Origin of the sequence: Streptomyces sp. NBC_01335, from assembly GCF_035953295.1 — a bacterium.
Lineage (GTDB): Bacteria > Actinomycetota > Actinomycetes > Streptomycetales > Streptomycetaceae > Streptomyces.
In genome coordinates, this window is sequence record NZ_CP108370.1 from 5,211,191 (window position 1) to 5,227,221 (window position 16,031).

At 68.2% G+C, this 16,031-nt stretch carries 12 protein-coding genes; all 12 read left to right on the plus strand.

The window, feature by feature from the left end; translation table 11 throughout:
• Positions 1-239 precede the first annotated feature (239 nt).
• On the plus strand, positions 240-2,111 hold the full coding sequence (gene typA / locus OG599_RS22495) for a translational GTPase TypA (protein ID WP_327177778.1): 1,872 nt from the start codon (positions 240-242) through the stop codon (positions 2,109-2,111).
• Between the two features lie 475 nt (positions 2,112-2,586).
• Positions 2,587-4,227 (plus strand): peptide ABC transporter substrate-binding protein, encoded by a 1,641-nt coding sequence (locus tag OG599_RS22500; RefSeq protein ID WP_327177779.1) that lies wholly within the window; start codon positions 2,587-2,589, stop codon positions 4,225-4,227.
• A gap of 168 nt (positions 4,228-4,395) precedes the next feature.
• Complete coding sequence (locus tag OG599_RS22505; RefSeq protein WP_327177780.1) at positions 4,396-5,328, plus strand: ABC transporter permease; 933 nt, start codon at positions 4,396-4,398, stop codon at positions 5,326-5,328.
• Complete coding sequence (locus OG599_RS22510) at positions 5,321-6,265, plus strand: ABC transporter permease (RefSeq protein WP_327177781.1); 945 nt, start codon at positions 5,321-5,323, stop codon at positions 6,263-6,265. The genes OG599_RS22505 and OG599_RS22510 overlap by 8 nt, the downstream gene beginning before the upstream one ends.
• A gap of 11 nt (positions 6,266-6,276) precedes the next feature.
• Positions 6,277-7,335 (plus strand): ABC transporter ATP-binding protein, encoded by a 1,059-nt coding sequence (locus OG599_RS22515; RefSeq protein WP_327177782.1) that lies wholly within the window; start codon positions 6,277-6,279, stop codon positions 7,333-7,335.
• Entirely contained in the window at positions 7,328-8,470 is a 1,143-nt protein-coding gene (locus tag OG599_RS22520; protein WP_327177783.1) for an ABC transporter ATP-binding protein, read from the plus strand. The genes OG599_RS22515 and OG599_RS22520 overlap by 8 nt, the downstream gene beginning before the upstream one ends.
• A 195-nt stretch (positions 8,471-8,665) precedes the next feature.
• Positions 8,666-10,303: a peptide ABC transporter substrate-binding protein gene (locus OG599_RS22525; RefSeq protein WP_327177784.1), complete on the plus strand. Its 1,638-nt coding sequence runs from the start codon at positions 8,666-8,668 to the stop codon at positions 10,301-10,303.
• Positions 10,304-10,401: 98 nt separating this feature from the next.
• Positions 10,402-11,325, plus strand: a complete 924-nt coding sequence (locus tag OG599_RS22530) for an ABC transporter permease (RefSeq protein WP_327177785.1) — start codon at positions 10,402-10,404, stop codon at positions 11,323-11,325.
• Positions 11,318-12,298 carry an ABC transporter permease gene (locus OG599_RS22535; RefSeq protein ID WP_327177786.1) on the plus strand — a complete coding sequence of 327 codons (981 nt, stop codon included), beginning with the start codon at positions 11,318-11,320 and terminating at the stop codon, positions 12,296-12,298. Before OG599_RS22530 ends, OG599_RS22535 begins: the two co-directional genes overlap by 8 nt.
• Positions 12,299-12,311: 13 nt before the next feature.
• Positions 12,312-13,289 carry an ABC transporter ATP-binding protein gene (locus tag OG599_RS22540; protein ID WP_327177787.1) on the plus strand — a complete coding sequence of 326 codons (978 nt, stop codon included), beginning with the start codon at positions 12,312-12,314 and terminating at the stop codon, positions 13,287-13,289.
• The gene (locus OG599_RS22545; protein ID WP_327177788.1) at positions 13,279-14,565 is read left to right on the plus strand and encodes an ABC transporter ATP-binding protein; all 1,287 of its coding nucleotides are present in this window, start codon (positions 13,279-13,281) and stop codon (positions 14,563-14,565) included. The genes OG599_RS22540 and OG599_RS22545 overlap by 11 nt, the downstream gene beginning before the upstream one ends.
• Before the next feature lie 177 nt (positions 14,566-14,742).
• Positions 14,743-16,011, plus strand: a complete 1,269-nt coding sequence (locus OG599_RS22550) for a hypothetical protein (protein ID WP_327177789.1) — start codon at positions 14,743-14,745, stop codon at positions 16,009-16,011.
• Positions 16,012-16,031 lie beyond the last annotated feature (20 nt).

A 16,031-nucleotide genomic window follows, 5' to 3' on the forward strand; every position in this document is an offset into this window, starting at 1 on the left:
CGGGGAGGTCGCGGCGGCCTCTTCCGGCGTCCCTGAGCCGGTCCGGGACCGGTCCCCACCGCTGAATATCCGTTGAATCCTCGGGGAAGAGCGGTCTCGCGGATCGGGCCGGGAAGCCCCGCGTGCGGCTGGCCCGTACCATGGGACAAGCCGTGGCGTGTCAGCCCGGCGGGGCGTACGAGGACCTGAGACCGACTGCGACGCCTGATCCCACGATCCGAGAGAAGCGCATTCCACCCATGCCCACGCGCCACGACATCCGTAACGTAGCCATCGTCGCCCACGTCGACCACGGCAAGACCACGCTGGTCGACGCCATGCTCAAGCAGGCCGGTGCCTTCGCCGCGCACGCCGCCGAGAGCCTCGACGACCGCATGATGGACTCGAACGACCTGGAGCGTGAGAAGGGCATCACGATCCTCGCCAAGAACACGGCGGTGAAGTACCACCCCAAGGCCGGCGGGGAACCGATCACGATCAACATCATCGACACCCCCGGCCACGCCGACTTCGGTGGTGAGGTCGAGCGCGGCCTGTCGATGGTGGACGCGGTCGTCCTGCTCGTCGACGCCTCCGAGGGCCCGCTGCCGCAGACCCGCTTCGTGCTCCGCAAGGCGCTCGCGGCGAAGATGCCGGTCATCCTCTGCATCAACAAGACGGACCGTCCCGACTCCCGCATCGCCGAGGTCGTCGACGAGACGTACGACCTGTTCCTGGACCTGGACGCGGACGAGAACCAGATCGAGTTCCCGATCGTCTACGCCTGCGCCCGTGACGGCGTCGCCTCGCTGACCAAGCCGGAGGACGGCACCGTCCCCGCGGACAGCGAGGACCTGGAGCCGTTCTTCACCACCATCCTGGAGCACGTCCCGGCTCCGGAGTACGACGAGGCCGCGCCGCTCCAGGCCCACGTCACCAACCTGGACGCCGACAACTTCCTCGGCCGTATCGCGCTCTGCCGCGTCGAGCAGGGCGAGCTGCGCAAGGGCCAGACCGTCACCTGGATCAAGCGCGACGGCAGCCAGCAGAACGTCCGCATCACCGAGCTCCTCATGACCGAGGCGCTCACCCGCAAGCCGGCCGAGGTCGCCGGTCCCGGTGACATCTGCGCCATCGCCGGTATCGGCGACATCATGATCGGCGAGACGCTGGCCGACCCCGAGAACCCGATCGCGCTGCCGCTGATCACGGTCGACGAGCCGGCCATCTCGATGACCATCGGCACCAACACCTCGCCGCTCGTCGGCAAGGGCGGCAAGGGCCACAAGGTCACCGCCCGCCAGGTGAAGGACCGTCTGGACCGCGAGCTGATCGGTAACGTCTCGCTCCGCGTCCTCGACACCGAGCGCCCGGACGCCTGGGAGGTCCAGGGACGCGGTGAGCTCGCGCTGGCCATCCTGGTCGAGCAGATGCGCCGTGAGGGCTTCGAGCTGACCGTCGGCAAGCCCGAGGTGGTCACCAAGCAGATCGACGGCAAGACGCACGAGCCCATCGAGCGCATGACCATCGACTCGCCCGACGAGCACCTGGGCGCCATCACCCAGCTCATGGCGACCCGCAAGGGCCGCATGGAGACCATGACGAACCACGGCTCCGGCTGGGTCCGCATGGAGTGGATCGTCCCGTCCCGCGGCCTCATCGGCTTCCGTACGGAGTTCCTCACCCAGACCCGCGGCACCGGCATCGCGCACTCCATCTTCGAGGGCCACGAGCCGTGGTTCGGCGAGCTGCGCACCCGTCACAACGGTTCGCTCGTCGCCGACCGTTCCGGTTCGGTCACGCCGTTCGCGATGGTCAACCTGCAGGAGCGCGGTGTCATCTTCACGGAGGCCGGCACCGAGGTGTACGAGGGCATGATCATCGGCGAGAACTCCCGCGCCGACGACATGGACGTCAACATCACCAAGGAGAAGAAGCTCACCAACATGCGTGCGGCGTCGGCCGACACCACGGAGAACGTGGTTCCGGCCCGCAAGCTCTCCCTGGAGCAGTCCCTGGAGTTCTGCCGCGAGGACGAGTGCATCGAGGTGACCCCGGAGACCGTGCGTATCCGCAAGGTCGTCCTGGATGCCAAGGAGCGCGGTCGCTCCGCGTCGCGCGCCAAGCGCTGACCACCGGTCACTCTCCGGTCGCCGATCACTTTCGGCCACTGGCCGGAGATCGCCGAACTCGGGATTGAACCCGATACGGGGCATTGACATGAGGCCCGGCCTCCCGCAGACACTGTGGGAGGCCGGGCCTTCGTCAATTGATTTTCGTCACTTCTGTGTCCGGTTATCGGGCGTTGCTCTCCGAAACCTGTGTTAACAGTCCGTTTCGGGGGTGTCTGTCTGGACTCAGTTTGTCCGGATTTCGGTCATAGAGGGTGAGGTGATGTTGTCAAACCGAGACCCTTTAAGTGTGGTTTACAGCCTCGCGGTGCCCAATAGTTGGCTGCATTGAGCTCGGGTCAATGGGTCACGCACTGTGGGGAGTGCGCCGACTCACGAGCACACTTGGGGCACCATGACCATCACCCTCAGAGGGGAGGGGATGGCGAGAGGTGCCCCTCTTGTAGTCATAAGTGGACTCATGAGGAGGAAACCCATGCGCGGTGCCAAGAGCGCCAAGTGGGTCGCGGGAGCGGCCATCATCGCCCTGGCCGCAACGGCCTGTGGCGGCAACGACGACGACAGCGCCAAGTCCGGCGGGAGTGCCAAGGGCGCGGTCGACCCGAACGGCATCTTCTCCATCGAGGTCGGCGAGCCGCAGAACCCGCTGCAGCCGGCCAACACGATGGAGTCGAACGGCAGCATCGTCACGGACGCGATCTTCTCGCAGCTCGTGGACTACGACCCCACCGGCAAGCTCGAGATGGTCAACGCCGAGTCCGTGGACACCACCGACTCGAAGCTGTGGACCGTCAAGCTGAAGGCCGGCTGGAAGTTCCACGACGGCACCCCCGTCACGGCGGAGTCCTACGTCAAGGCCTGGAACTGGGCCGCGAACATCACGAACGCGCAGACCAACGCGTCGTGGTTCAGCGACATCAAGGGCTACGCGGACGTGCACCCCGACGGTGACGGCGCCAAGCCGAAGGCCGACGCCATGTCCGGCCTGAAGGTCGTGGACGACACCACGTTCACCATCGAGCTCAACTCCGCGCTGCCGTACTTCTCGTACAAGCTCGGCTACACGGTGTTCTCGCCGCTGCCCGAGTCCTTCTACGCGGACCCGAAGGCCGCCGGCGAGAAGCCGGTCGGCAACGGCGCGTACAAGTTCGTCAGCTGGGACCACAAGAAGCAGATCAAGGTCGTCCGCAACGACGACTACAAGGGTCCGGACAAGGCGAAGAACGGTGGTGTGATCTTCAAGAACTACACCACCCTCGAAACCGCCTACGAGGACCTGAAGTCCGGCAACGTGGACGTGCTGCGCCAGCTCGCGCCGAAGGACCTCCCGGTCTACAAGGCCGACCTCGGTGACCGCGCCGTGGACCAGGCGTACTCCGCCATCCAGACGCTGGGTGTCGCCTTCTACTCGCCGACCTTCAAGGGCGTCGACCCGAAGGTCATCCAGGGCCTCTCGATGGCGATCGACCGGAACACCATCACCAAGACGGTCCTCCAGGGCACGCGTGAGCCGGCGACCGGCTGGGTCGCCAAGGGCGTCCTCGGCTACCAGGACAACGTCGCGGGTGACGTCACCACCTACAACCCGACCAAGGCCAAGGCCCTCATCAAGGAGGGTGGCGGTGTTCCGGGCAACAAGGTCTTCATCCAGTTCAACGCCGACGGCGGTCACAAGGAGTGGGTGGAGGCCGTCTGCAACAGCATCAAGCAGGCGACCGGCGTCGAGTGCGTCGGCGACTCCAAGACGGACTTCCAGGCCGACCTGAACGCGCGTGACGCGAAGGAGGTCAAGTCCTTCTACCGCAGTGGCTGGGTGCTCGACTACCCCGTCAACGCCAACTTCATCAGCGACCTGTTCAAGACCGGCGCCGCTGGTAACCAGGGTGGCTTCTCCAACCCGGCGCTCGACAAGGAGATCAAGGCCGCGGACTCCGCCGCCTCGCTCGACGAGTCGGTGAAGGCCTACCAGCAGATCGAGAAGGAACTGGTCAACTACATGCCGACCATTCCGCTCTGGTACTACAAGGTCAACGCCGGTTACTCCGAGAAGGTCCAGAACGTCCAGTACGCCCAGGACGGCGACCCGATCCTGACCGGTGTCGAGGTCAAGAAGTAACACCGACGTAGTCAGCGGGCCGGTACCGGACCGAACTGACATCGGACCTGTACCAAAGCCTGCACGCAGTGGCCGGGGGGCCCTTCCGCACCTCGGACCGACCCATCGGGGAGGTCCGTCGCACGGGAGGGCCCGTCGGCTGCCGCTGCCGATTTACATGGAGGCACGATGGGGCGCTATGTCGCACGGCGACTGCTCCAGATGATCCCGGTCTTCATCGGGACAACCCTGCTGATCTTCCTGATGGTCTACACGCTGCCCGGCGACCCCGTGCGCGGGCTCTTCGGGGACAAGGGCGCCGACCCGGCGACCCTCGCGGCGATGAGACACCAACTCGGGCTGGATCAGCCGATCCTGGTGCAGTACTGGGATTACATGAAGGGGATTCTCTTCCACTTCGACTTCGGCAACCAGATAGCGAGTGGACGGCCCGTCACCGACGTTCTCGGCGACGCGTTCCCGGTCACCCTGGAACTCGCCGGAATCGCCTTCGTCATCGAGATCGTCCTCGGTGTCGGACTCGGCATGATCGCCGGCCTGCGCGCCGGCAAGCTGACGGACAACATCGTCCTCATCGTCACGCTGCTGATCATCTCGATGCCCGTCTTCGTGATCGGCTTCCTCATCAAGTCGGTGTTCGCGTTCCAGCTCGGCTGGATCGAACCCAACGTCTCGAACAACGCCACCTTGGGCGAGCTCTTCACGCCGGGCATCGTGCTCGGTTCCCTCTCGCTCGCGTACGTCGCCCGGCTCACCCGGACGACCATGGCGGAGAACCTGCGCGCCGACTACATGCGCACCGCGATCGCCAAGGGCCTGCCCAAGCGCCGCATCGTGGGCGTGCACCTGATGCGCAACTCGCTGATCCCGGTCGTCACCTTCCTCGGCACGGACCTCGGTGCCCTGATGGGTGGCGCGGTCGTCACCGAAGGCCTGTTCAACGTCAAGGGAATCGGCGGCACCATCTTCGACTCGATCGTCCGACGCGAGGGCACCACCCTCGTCGGACTGGTCACCATCCTGGTGCTCGTCTACCTCGTCATGAGCCTCATCGTCGACCTGCTGTACGCGGTCCTGGACCCGAGGATCCGGTATGCCTGACATGACCAAGACCGCGACCACCCCCGAGGACCCCATGTCCGCGGCCGAGCCCGTCGAGGCCGTCAAGACCGAGAAGGCGCGCAGCCTCTGGGGCGACGCCTGGATAGACCTGCGCCGCAACTGGTACTTCCTGATCTCGGCCGCCCTCATCGTGATCCTGCTTCTCATCACGGCGTTCCCCGGCCTGTTCACCGACGCCTCGCCCACCACGGGCGACCTGGTGCACCACTTCCTGGGCAAGCCCCAGCTGAGCAAGGTCGGTTCGGACGGCTGGCTCGGCTGGGACGGCCAGGGCCGCAGCGTCTACGCGCGCGTCATCTACGGCACCCGTGCCTCGGTGATCGTGGGCATCGCGGTGACGCTGCTGGTCACCGTGTTCGGCGGACTGATCGGCATGCTCGCCGGTTACTTCGGCGGCTGGATCGACGCGGTGCTCTCCGGTTTCACCAACGTCTTCCTGGGCGTGCCCTTCCTGCTCGGTTCGATGGTCGTCCTCCAGGCGTTCACCGAGCGCTCCATCTGGGTCGTCGTCCTGGCGCTGGCCTTCCTCGGCTGGACGCAGATCGCCCGCGTGATGCGCGGAGCGGTGATCACCGTCAAGCAGGCCGACTTCGTGCAGGCGGCCCGGGCGCTGGGAGCGGGCACCAACCGCATCCTGTTCCGGCACATCCTGCCGAACGTCATGGCCCCGGTGATCGTCGTCTCGACCATCTCGCTCGGTGTCTACATCTCCGCCGAGGCGACCCTGTCCTACCTGGGCCTCGGCCTCGCCGCCCCCACGGTCTCGTGGGGCATGGACATCTCCGACGGTACGAGCCAGATCCGGGTGGCGCAGCACATCCTGCTGTACCCGTCGATCATGCTCAGCCTCACCGTCCTGGCGTTCATCATGCTCGGCGAAGCCGTCCGTAACGCCCTCGACCCGAAGACGCGATAAGGAGGGCGCACGTGACCAGCATCGATCAACTCGTAGAAATCCCGGCCGCGCGCTCGGGGGACGACCACGTCGGCCCCCTGCTCGAAGTACGTGACCTGCACGTGGAGTTCCACACCCGGGACGGCGTGGCCAAGGCCGTCAACGGTGTCAACTACCAGGTGAACGCCGGGGAGACGCTCGCCGTGCTCGGCGAGTCGGGCTCGGGCAAGTCCGTGACCGCGCAGGCGATCATGGGCATCCTCGACATGCCGCCGGGCAAGATCCCGCAGGGCGAGATCCTCTTCCGCGGCCAGGACATGCTCAAGATGTCCAACGAGGAGCGCCGGCAGATCCGCGGCCGGAAGATCGCGATGATCTTCCAGGACGCGCTCTCCTCCCTCAACCCCGTGCTGAGCGTGGGGTACCAGCTCGGCGAGATGTTCCGGGTGCACCGGGGCCTCTCGAAGAAGGAAGCGCGGGCCAAGTCCATCGAGCTGATGGACCAGGTCAAGATCCCGGCCGCCGCCGCGCGTGTCTCGGACTACCCGCACCAGTTCTCCGGCGGTATGCGCCAGCGCATCATGATCGCCATGGCGCTGGCCCTGGAGCCCGACCTGATCATCGCCGACGAGCCCACCACGGCTCTCGACGTGACGGTCCAGGCGCAGGTCATGGACCTGCTCTCGGAGCTCCAGCGCGAGTACAACATGGGTCTCATCCTGATCACCCACGACCTCGGTGTGGTGGCGGACGTCGCCGACAAGATCGCCGTGATGTACGCGGGCCGGATCGTCGAGACCGCGCCGGTGCACGAGATCTACAAGGCCCCCGCGCACCCCTACACCAAGGGTCTGCTGGAGTCGATCCCGCGCCTCGACCAGAAGGGGCAGGAGCTCTTCGCGATCAAGGGCCTGCCGCCGAACCTGCTCAAGGTCCCCTCGGGCTGCGCGTTCAACCCGCGCTGCACGATGGCGCAGGACATCTGCCGTACCGAGATCCCGGTGCTGCACCAGGTGACCGACCGGGACGGCGCCGAGCAGGCGGGCCGCGGCAGCGCCTGCCACTTCTGGAAGGAGACGATCCATGGCTGACATCGAGAAGAAGACCGTGGACGCCACCCCGAGCGTCACCCCCGTGGAGACGGTCGACGCGGCCACGGAGGCCGAGGCGGTCGCCGCCATCGACGCCCCCGTGGCGCAGGGTGAGCCGATCCTCCAGGTCCGCAACCTGGTCAAGCACTTCCCGCTGACCCAGGGCATCCTGTTCAAGAAGCAGGTCGGCGCGGTCAAGGCCGTGGACGGCGTCTCGTTCGACCTGTACGCGGGCGAGACCCTCGGCATCGTGGGCGAGTCCGGCTGTGGCAAGTCCACGGTCGCCAAGCTCCTGATGACGCTGGAGCGGGCGACGGCCGGCGAGGTCTTCTACAAGGGCCAGGACATCACCAAGCTGTCCGGCCGGGCGCTGAAGGCGGTCCGCCGGAACATCCAGATGGTGTTCCAGGACCCGTACACCTCGCTCAACCCGCGCATGACGGTCGGCGACATCATCGGCGAGACCTTCGAGATCCACCCCGAGGTGGCCCCGAAGGGCGACCGGCGCCGCAGGGTGCAGGAGCTGCTGGACGTCGTCGGCCTGAACCCGGAGTACATCAACCGGTACCCGCACCAGTTCTCCGGCGGCCAGCGCCAGCGCATCGGCATCGCCCGCGGCCTCGCGCTCAACCCGGAGATCATCATCTGCGACGAGCCGGTCTCCGCGCTCGACGTCTCGGTGCAGGCCCAGGTCATCAACCTGATGGGGAAGCTGCAGGACGAGTTCAACCTCTCCTACCTCTTCATCGCGCACGACCTGTCCATCGTCCGGCACATCTCCGACCGGGTCGGGGTCATGTACCTCGGCAAGATGGCGGAGATCGGCTCGGACGCGGAGATCTACGACCACCCGACGCACCCCTACACCCAGGCGCTGCTGTCGGCGGTCCCGGTCCCCGACCCGGAGGCCCGCGAGGGCCGCGAGCGGATCATCCTCTCCGGTGACGTCCCGTCGCCGGCGAACCCGCCGTCCGGTTGCAGCTTCCGCACCCGGTGCTGGAAGGCGCAGGACAAGTGCGCCGCGGAGACCCCGCTGCTCGCGATCCCCGAGCGCTTCAAGTCCGTGGACACCCCGGCGGCCCACGCTTCGGCGTGCCACTTCGCCGAGGAGAAGGACGTCATCCACGCGGCCTGATCCCGAACACCCCGCACGGGCCCGTGCGCGCGGAACGCTCCGGCGTTCCCCGCGCACGGGCCCGTCGGCGTACCGGGCGGTGTGCGGGTGTACGGACCGGCGCCCGGTCCCCGTACGGGCGACGTGAACATGCGGCGGGGGTGCGCATGGGTTCCGATGGGCTGAGCTACCCATAGGACTCATAGGAGGCACTCCATGCGCGGAGCCACACACGTCAAGTGGGCCGCATGCGCGGTGGCCGTCGCACTGGCCGCGACGGCCTGCGGCGGGGGCGACAGCGGCGGCGGTGGCGGCGGTGGTGGCGCCGACGGGATCGTGAGTTCCTCGTGGGGCGACCCGCAGAACCCGCTGGAGCCCTCGAACACCAACGAGGTGCAGGGCGGCAAGGTCCTCGACATGCTCTTCCGGGGTCTCAAGCGGTACGACCCGAAGACCGGCGAGGCGAAGAACATGCTCGCCGACAAGATCGAGTCCAGCGACGCGACGAACTACACCATCACGGTCAAGGACGGCTGGACCTTCTCCAACGGCGAGAAAGTCACCGCGAAGTCCTTCGTCGACGCCTGGAACTACGGCGCCGCGCTGAAGAACAACCAGAAGAACGCCTACTTCTTCCAGTACATCGACGGCTACGAGAAGGTCCACCCCGAGAGCGGCTCCGCCTCGGCCACCACGCTCTCCGGCCTCAAGACCACCGGCGACCTCACCTTCACCGTGAAGCTGTCGCAGAAGTTCTCGCTCTGGCCCGACACCCTAGGCTACGCCGCCTTCTCGCCGCTGCCCCAGAGCTTCTTCGACGACCACGACGGCTGGCTCTCCAAGCCGGTCGGCAACGGCCCGTACACCATCGACAGTTACGCCAAGGGCTCCTCGATGAACCTGCGCCGCTGGGACGACTACCCAGGCGACGACAAGGCGCAGAACGGCGGCATCGACCTCAAGGTCTACACCGACAACAACACCGCCTACACCGACCTGACCGCGGGCAACCTCGACCTCGTCGACGACATCCCCGCCTCCCAGCTCACCAACGTCCAGTCCGACCTCGGCGACCGCTACATCAACACCCCGGCCGGCATCATCCAGACCCTCGCCTTCCCCTTCTACGACAAGGAGTGGGACACCGAGAACGGCCGCAAGGTCCGCCAGGGGCTGTCGATGGCGATCAACCGCCAGCAGATCACCGACCAGATCTTCCACCAGACCCGCACCCCCGCCTCCGACTGGACCTCCCCTGTCCTCGGCGACGAGGGCGGCTTCAAGAAGGGCCTGTGCGGCAAGGAGTGCGAGTACGACGCCGACGAGGCGAAGAAGATGATCAGCGACGCCGGCGGCATCCCCGGTGGCCAGCTCAAGATCTCGTACAACGCCGACACCGGCTCCCACAAGGAGTGGGTCGACGCCGTCTGCAACAGCATCAACAAGGCGCTGGACAACAACCGTGCCTGCGTCGGCGGCCCCGTCGGCACCTTCGCCGACTTCCGCAACCAGGTCTCCCAGCAGAAGCTGACCGGCGCCTGGCGCGCGGGCTGGCAGATGGACTACCCGCTCATCCAGAACTTCCTCCAGCCGCTCTACTACACCAACGCCTCGTCCAACGACGGCAAGTGGAGCAACAAGGAGTTCGACGACCTCGTCGACAAGGCCAACGCCGAGACCGACAAGGCCGGCGCGGTGAAGACCTTCCAGGACTCCGAGCAGGTGCTCGTCGAGCAGATGCCGGTCATCCCGCTCTGGTACCAGAACGGCAGCGCCGGCTACTCCGACCGCGTCTCGAACGTCTCGCTGAACGTCTTCAGCGTCCCCGTCTACAACGAGATCAAGGTCAAGTGACCCGCTGAAGCCGGGTGGCCGGAGCGGACCCCACCGCCCCGGCCACCCGGCTTCCCGGTCCTGGCCCACGCTTCCGCCCCGACCCCCCGGAGCCCCACATGGGACGTTATGTGATCCGGCGGCTGCTGCAGATGATCCCGGTCTTCTTCGGCACCACGCTGCTGATCTTCCTCATGGTGAACGTGATGGGCGACCCCATCGCGGGTCTCTGCGGCGACCGCCAGTGCGACCCCGCCACCGCCGCCCAGCTGCGATCCGAGTTCGGCCTCGACAAGCCCGTCTGGCAGCAGTACCTGACGTACATGGGCAACGTCTTCACCGGCGACTTCGGCACCGCGTTCAACGGGCAGAAGGTCACCGAGCTGATGGCCACCGCGTTCCCCATCACCATCCGGCTCACCCTCGTCGCCATCTTCTTCGAGATCGTCATCGGCATCAGCCTCGGTGTCCTCACCGGCCTGAAGCGGGGCCGGCCCATCGACACCACCGTGCTGATCCTGACCCTGGTCGTCATCTCCATCCCGACCTTCGTCACCGGCCTGCTGCTCCAGCTGCTGCTCGGCGTGAAGTGGGGCATCATCAGCCCCTCGGTCTCCTCGGCCGCCCCGCTCGACGAACTGATCGTCCCCGGGCTCGTCCTCGCCTCGGTCTCGCTCGCCTACGTCGCGCGGCTCACCCGCTCCTCCATCGCCGAGAACACCCGGGCCGACTACGTACGCACCGCCACCGCGAAGGGGCTGCCCCGGCGCCGGGTGATCGTCCGCCACCTGCTGCGCAACTCGCTGATCCCGGTCATCACCTTCATCGGTACGGACGTGGGCGCCCTGATGGGCGGCGCCATCGTCACCGAGCGGATCTTCAACATCCACGGCGTCGGCTACCAGCTCTACCAGGGCATCCTGCGCCAGAACACCCAGACCGTCGTCGGGTTCGTCACCGTCCTGGTCCTCGTCTTCCTGGCGGCCAACCTGATCGTCGACCTCCTGTACGCCGTACTCGACCCGAGGATCCGCTATGCCTGAGCCTGAGCCGTACTCGCAGGACGGGGCGATCTCACCGGCGGGAGCCGGCGGACCCATGGACCTCGCCCTGGAGGAGGGCGAGACCCTGGAGAAGCCGCCCGGCCACGACGGCGGGGGCCCCTCCGAGAAGCCCCGCAGCCTCTGGTCCGACGCCTGGCGCGACCTGCGGCGCAACCCGGTCTTCATCGTCTCCGGCCTGGTCATCCTCTTCCTGGTGGTCATCTCGATCTGGCCGTCGCTCATCGCCGGCGGCGACCCGCTCCAGGCCGACCTCGCCGACGCCCAGAAGGGCCGCGAACCCGGCCACCCCTTCGGCTTCGACGGGCAGGGCCGCGACGTCTACACCCGCGTCGTCTACGGCGCCCGCACCTCGGTCACCATCGGCGTCTGCGCCACCCTCGGCGTCGGCATCCTGGGCAGCATCCTCGGCGGGCTCGCCGGGTTCTTCGGCGGCGGCTGGGACGCCGTGCTCTCCCGCATCACCGACGTCTTCTTCGGCATCCCGGTGGTCCTCGGCGGCCTGGTCTTCCTCTCCGTCGTCACCAGCTCCACCGTCTGGCCCGTCGTCGGCTTCATCGTCCTGCTCGGCTGGCCGCAGATCGCCCGCATCGCCCGCGGCTCCGTCATCACCGCCAAACAGAACGACTACGTCCAGGCAGCCCGCGCGCTCGGCGCCTCCAACTCGCGGATGCTGCTCCGCCACGTCGCCCCGAACGCCATCGCCCCCGTCATCGTCGTGGCGACCATCGCGCTCGGCACGTACATCTCCCTGGAGGCGACCCTCTCCTACCTCGGCGTCGGCCTGAAGGAACCCGCCGTCTCCTGGGGCATCGACATCTCCGCCGCGTCGAACTACATCCGCAACGCCCCGCACATGCTGCTCTGGCCCGCGGGAGCGCTGGCGGTCACCGTGCTGTCGTTCATCATGCTCGGCGACGCGGTGCGCGACGCCCTCGACCCCAAGCTGCGCTGAGGAGTCCGCTGCCATGTTGCTGGAAGTGCGCGATCTGCACGTGGAGTTCCACACCCGGGACGGCGTCGCCAAGGCCGTCAACGGCGTCAACTACTCGGTGGCCGAGGGCGAGACGCTCGCCGTGCTCGGCGAGTCCGGCTCCGGCAAGTCGGTCACCGCGCAGGCGATCATGGGCATCCTCGACATGCCGCCCGGGAAGATCAGCGGCGGCGAGGTCCTCTTCAAGGGCCGCGACCTGCTGAAGCTCAAGAAGGACGAGCGACGGAGGATCAGGGGCCAGGAGATGGCCATGATCTTCCAGGACGCCCTCTCCTCCCTCAACCCCGTGCTGACCGTGGGCGACCAGCTCGGCGAGATGTTCCGGGTGCACCGGGGGATGTCCCGCAAGGAGTCCCGCCGGAAGTCGATCGAGCTGATGGACCGGGTCCGCATCCCGGCCGCCAAGGAGCGGATCGGGAACTACCCGCACCAGTTCTCCGGCGGCATGCGCCAGCGCATCATGATCGCCATGGCGATGGCGCTGGAACCCGCGCTGATCATCGCCGACGAACCCACCACCGCCCTCGACGTGACGGTCCAGGCCCAGGTCATGGAGCTGCTCGCGGAACTCCAGCAGGAGTACCGCATGGGCCTGATCCTCATCACCCACGACCTCGGAGTCGTCGCCGACGTCGCCGACAAGATCGCCGTGATGTACGCGGGCCGGATCGTCGAGACCGCGCCGGTGCACGAGATCTACAAGGCCCCCGCGCACCCGTACACCAAGGGCCTCCTCCAGTCGATCCCGCGCCTGGACCAGAAGGGCCAGGAGCTCTACGCGATCAAGGGGCTGCCCCCGAACCTGCTGCGCATCCCGCCCGGCTGCGCCTTCAACCCGCGCTGCCCGATGGCCCAGGCCGTGTGCCGCACCGACGAGCCGCCCCTGTACGACGTGGCCGAACACCGCGCGAGCGCCTGCCACTTCTGGAAGGAGACGCTCGATGCACGCTGACCACTCCGGGGGCCGCAAGGAGGCGCGCGAGGAGGGCGAGATCGCCGCCACCCTCCTCTCCGAGTCGCGCCGGCTCTCCGCCTGGGCCGAGGGAGAACCGATTCTCCAGGTCCGCGACCTCGCCAAGCACTACCCGCTCACCCAGGGCATCGTCTTCAAGAAGCAGGTCGGCGCGGTCAAGGCCGTCGACGGGGTCACCTTCGACCTCTCGGCCGGCGAGACGCTCGGCATCGTGGGGGAGTCCGGCTGCGGCAAGTCCACGGTCGCCAAGATGCTGGTCCACCTCGAACGCCCCACCGCCGGAACGATCCGCTACAAGGGAGAGGACGTCACCAAGCTGTCCGGCCGGGCGCTGAAGGCGGTCCGCCGGAACATCCAGATGGTGTTCCAGGACCCGTACACCTCGCTCAACCCGCGCATGACGGTCGGCGACATCATCGGGGAGCCGTACGAGATCCACCCCGAGGTCGCCCCGAAGGGCAGCCGGCGGCAGCGGGTGCAGGACCTGCTGGACGTGGTGGGGCTCAACCCCGAGTACATCAACCGCTATCCGCACCAGTTCTCCGGCGGCCAGCGCCAGCGCATCGGCATCGCCCGCGGCCTCGCCCTCAACCCCGAGATCATCGTGGCCGACGAACCGGTCTCCGCCCTCGACGTCTCCGTCCAGGCGCAGGTCGTCAACCTGCTGGACCGGCTCCAGGCCGAGTTCAACCTCAGCTTCGTCTTCATCGCCCACGACCTCTCGATCGTCCGCCACATCTCGGACCGGGTCGGGGTGATGTACCTCGGCCGGATCGTCGAGATCGGCACCGAGGAGGAGATCTACGACCACCCGACGCACCCCTACACCCAGGCGCTGCTCTCCGCCGTCCCGGTGCCCGACCCGGAGGCCCGCGAGCACCGGGAGCGGATCATCCTGCACGGGGACGTGCCCTCGCCCGCCAACCCGCCCTCCGGTTGCCGCTTCCGCACCCGGTGCTGGAAGGCGCAGGAGCGTTGCGTGGTGGAGGAGCCGCTGCTCGCCGTCCCGGAGGCGTTCGAGGCGGTCCAGGGCCCGCCCCACCACGACTCCGCCTGCCACTTCGCGGAGGAGAAGCAGGTGGTCGCGGTGGAGGACGAACGGGTGCTGCCGCCGGGACCGGAGGAGGGCCGGGGTACGGGTACGGATGCGGCTCCGGGGGTGGACACGGCTCCGGGTACGGGTGCGGACACGGCTCCGGAGACGGCTTCGGGGACGGATGCGGACCGGGGGCCGGGCGACGGGGAACATCGTTAACAGTGAGGCAACTTGGCTGTCGCCACACCGATATACGAACGCCGCACCATGGACAGCGTACGGCCGTGCGGGTGCCGTGGACCGGCCGGGACGACTTCGTGTCGTACCGGCCGGTTACCCGTTTCCGGGCCTCCCGGACCCCTTGTCGGGTGGTCCCGGGCGGTAGAGGATCCTCGCGTGACACTCACACGGGGAGCCCGCATCACGGGCACGGTCCTCAGCGCCGTGCTCGCTCTGATCAACGTCGGCTGGATCGTCCGGGACCTGCGGGTCCTCGACGGACCCGGCCCCCTCTGGGACTTCTGGTCCGGGACGCCCGAGAGCTTCCCCACCGGAATCCCCGCCACGACCGGCGGCACGCTGGTCCTCCTCCTCGTCCAGGTGGTCACCGCCTTCGTCGTGCCCCGGTCACCGTCCGCCGCCGGCGCGCTGGTCGCCACCGGCGCGGCCACCCTGCTGCTGCGGCTGCCCGGTGTGTGGACCACCACGTCCTCGTGGATGGGCGGCTACTCCGACGAGCTCCGCCTGCGCGCGACGATCTGCACCGTCGTCACCCTGGCGGCCGCGATCGCCATGATCGTGACCGCCTCGGCCGGCCGCCGGCCCGCCGAGGAGGTGGGGCTCCTCGCGCCGGGCCGGCCCACCGCGGGCGCCGCGGTCGTCGCCTTCCTCGCGCTCGGGGCCTCCGGGGTGGTGGTGATCGCCTGGGAGATCCGGCAGTTCTTCGTGTTCCCGGACGAGTTTTACCCCGACTGGTACATCGGCGGGCGGGTGGGCGGCAGCACGCTCGTCGACCCACCGGGCGGCTGGTCCACCGTGACCGTGGCCGTGCTCGCCCTGTTCGCCGCGGTCTCGGCGCTCGCGCGCGGCGCGCACTCCCGGCCGTTCGCCATGGTCGCCGCACCCTTCCTGCTGCTCTCCGGCGTTCTGGGCATCGCCCGCGGCATCCGGCTGGACCTGTTCGGGGCGTTCGTCGACGCGGGGATCGAAGAGCAACTGACCATCGCCACCTGGGTGTTCCTCCCCCTCGCGGGGATCGTCGCGCTCCTGGTGGCCGCCCTTCCGGGCCGGCCCGACGCCGAGGGCCGACCGGGCCAGGGCTGGGGCCCGGGTACCCCGGGGTACGGCCACCCGCCCCTCGCGCCTCCCGGCCGGGCGCCGGGCTACGGCTACCCGTACCCGTCGTCGGCTCCGGGCTCTCCGTACGAGGGCGGGGCGGGATACGGCTACCCGTCCGCCGGGCAGGGCGCGGGGTACGGCTACCCGTCCGCCGGGCAGAACCCCGCGCAGAGCCCCGCGCAGGACCCGGCGGCGGGCTCCGGCGGTCCGGGGTACGGCCCCCCGCCGGGCGGCGGCTTCGGGCCGCCGCCGTCCTCCCTGCCGCCGCCGTCCTCCCCGCCGCCCGGGTCCCCGCCGCCGCCTTCGTCCCCGCCGCCCGGCTGGTGAGCCCGGTGGCCCGGCCGGTC

Excerpts from the sequence above, each read along its gene's own strand:
- OG599_RS22530 (WP_327177785.1), top strand. The coding sequence starts at position 10,402 with ATGGGACGTTATGTGATCCGGCGGCTGCTGCAGATGATCCCGGTCTTC.
- typA (WP_327177778.1), top strand. The coding sequence starts at position 240 with ATGCCCACGCGCCACGACATCCGTAACGTAGCCATCGTCGCCCACGTC.
- OG599_RS22545 (WP_327177788.1), top strand. The coding sequence starts at position 13,279 with ATGCACGCTGACCACTCCGGGGGCCGCAAGGAGGCGCGCGAGGAGGGC.
- OG599_RS22520 (WP_327177783.1), top strand. The coding sequence starts at position 7,328 with ATGGCTGACATCGAGAAGAAGACCGTGGACGCCACCCCGAGCGTCACC.
- OG599_RS22510 (WP_327177781.1), top strand. The coding sequence starts at position 5,321 with ATGCCTGACATGACCAAGACCGCGACCACCCCCGAGGACCCCATGTCC.
- OG599_RS22540 (WP_327177787.1), top strand. The coding sequence starts at position 12,312 with ATGTTGCTGGAAGTGCGCGATCTGCACGTGGAGTTCCACACCCGGGAC.
- OG599_RS22535 (WP_327177786.1), top strand. The coding sequence starts at position 11,318 with ATGCCTGAGCCTGAGCCGTACTCGCAGGACGGGGCGATCTCACCGGCG.
- OG599_RS22505 (WP_327177780.1), top strand. The coding sequence starts at position 4,396 with ATGGGGCGCTATGTCGCACGGCGACTGCTCCAGATGATCCCGGTCTTC.
- OG599_RS22500 (WP_327177779.1), top strand. The coding sequence starts at position 2,587 with ATGCGCGGTGCCAAGAGCGCCAAGTGGGTCGCGGGAGCGGCCATCATC.
- OG599_RS22525 (WP_327177784.1), top strand. The coding sequence starts at position 8,666 with ATGCGCGGAGCCACACACGTCAAGTGGGCCGCATGCGCGGTGGCCGTC.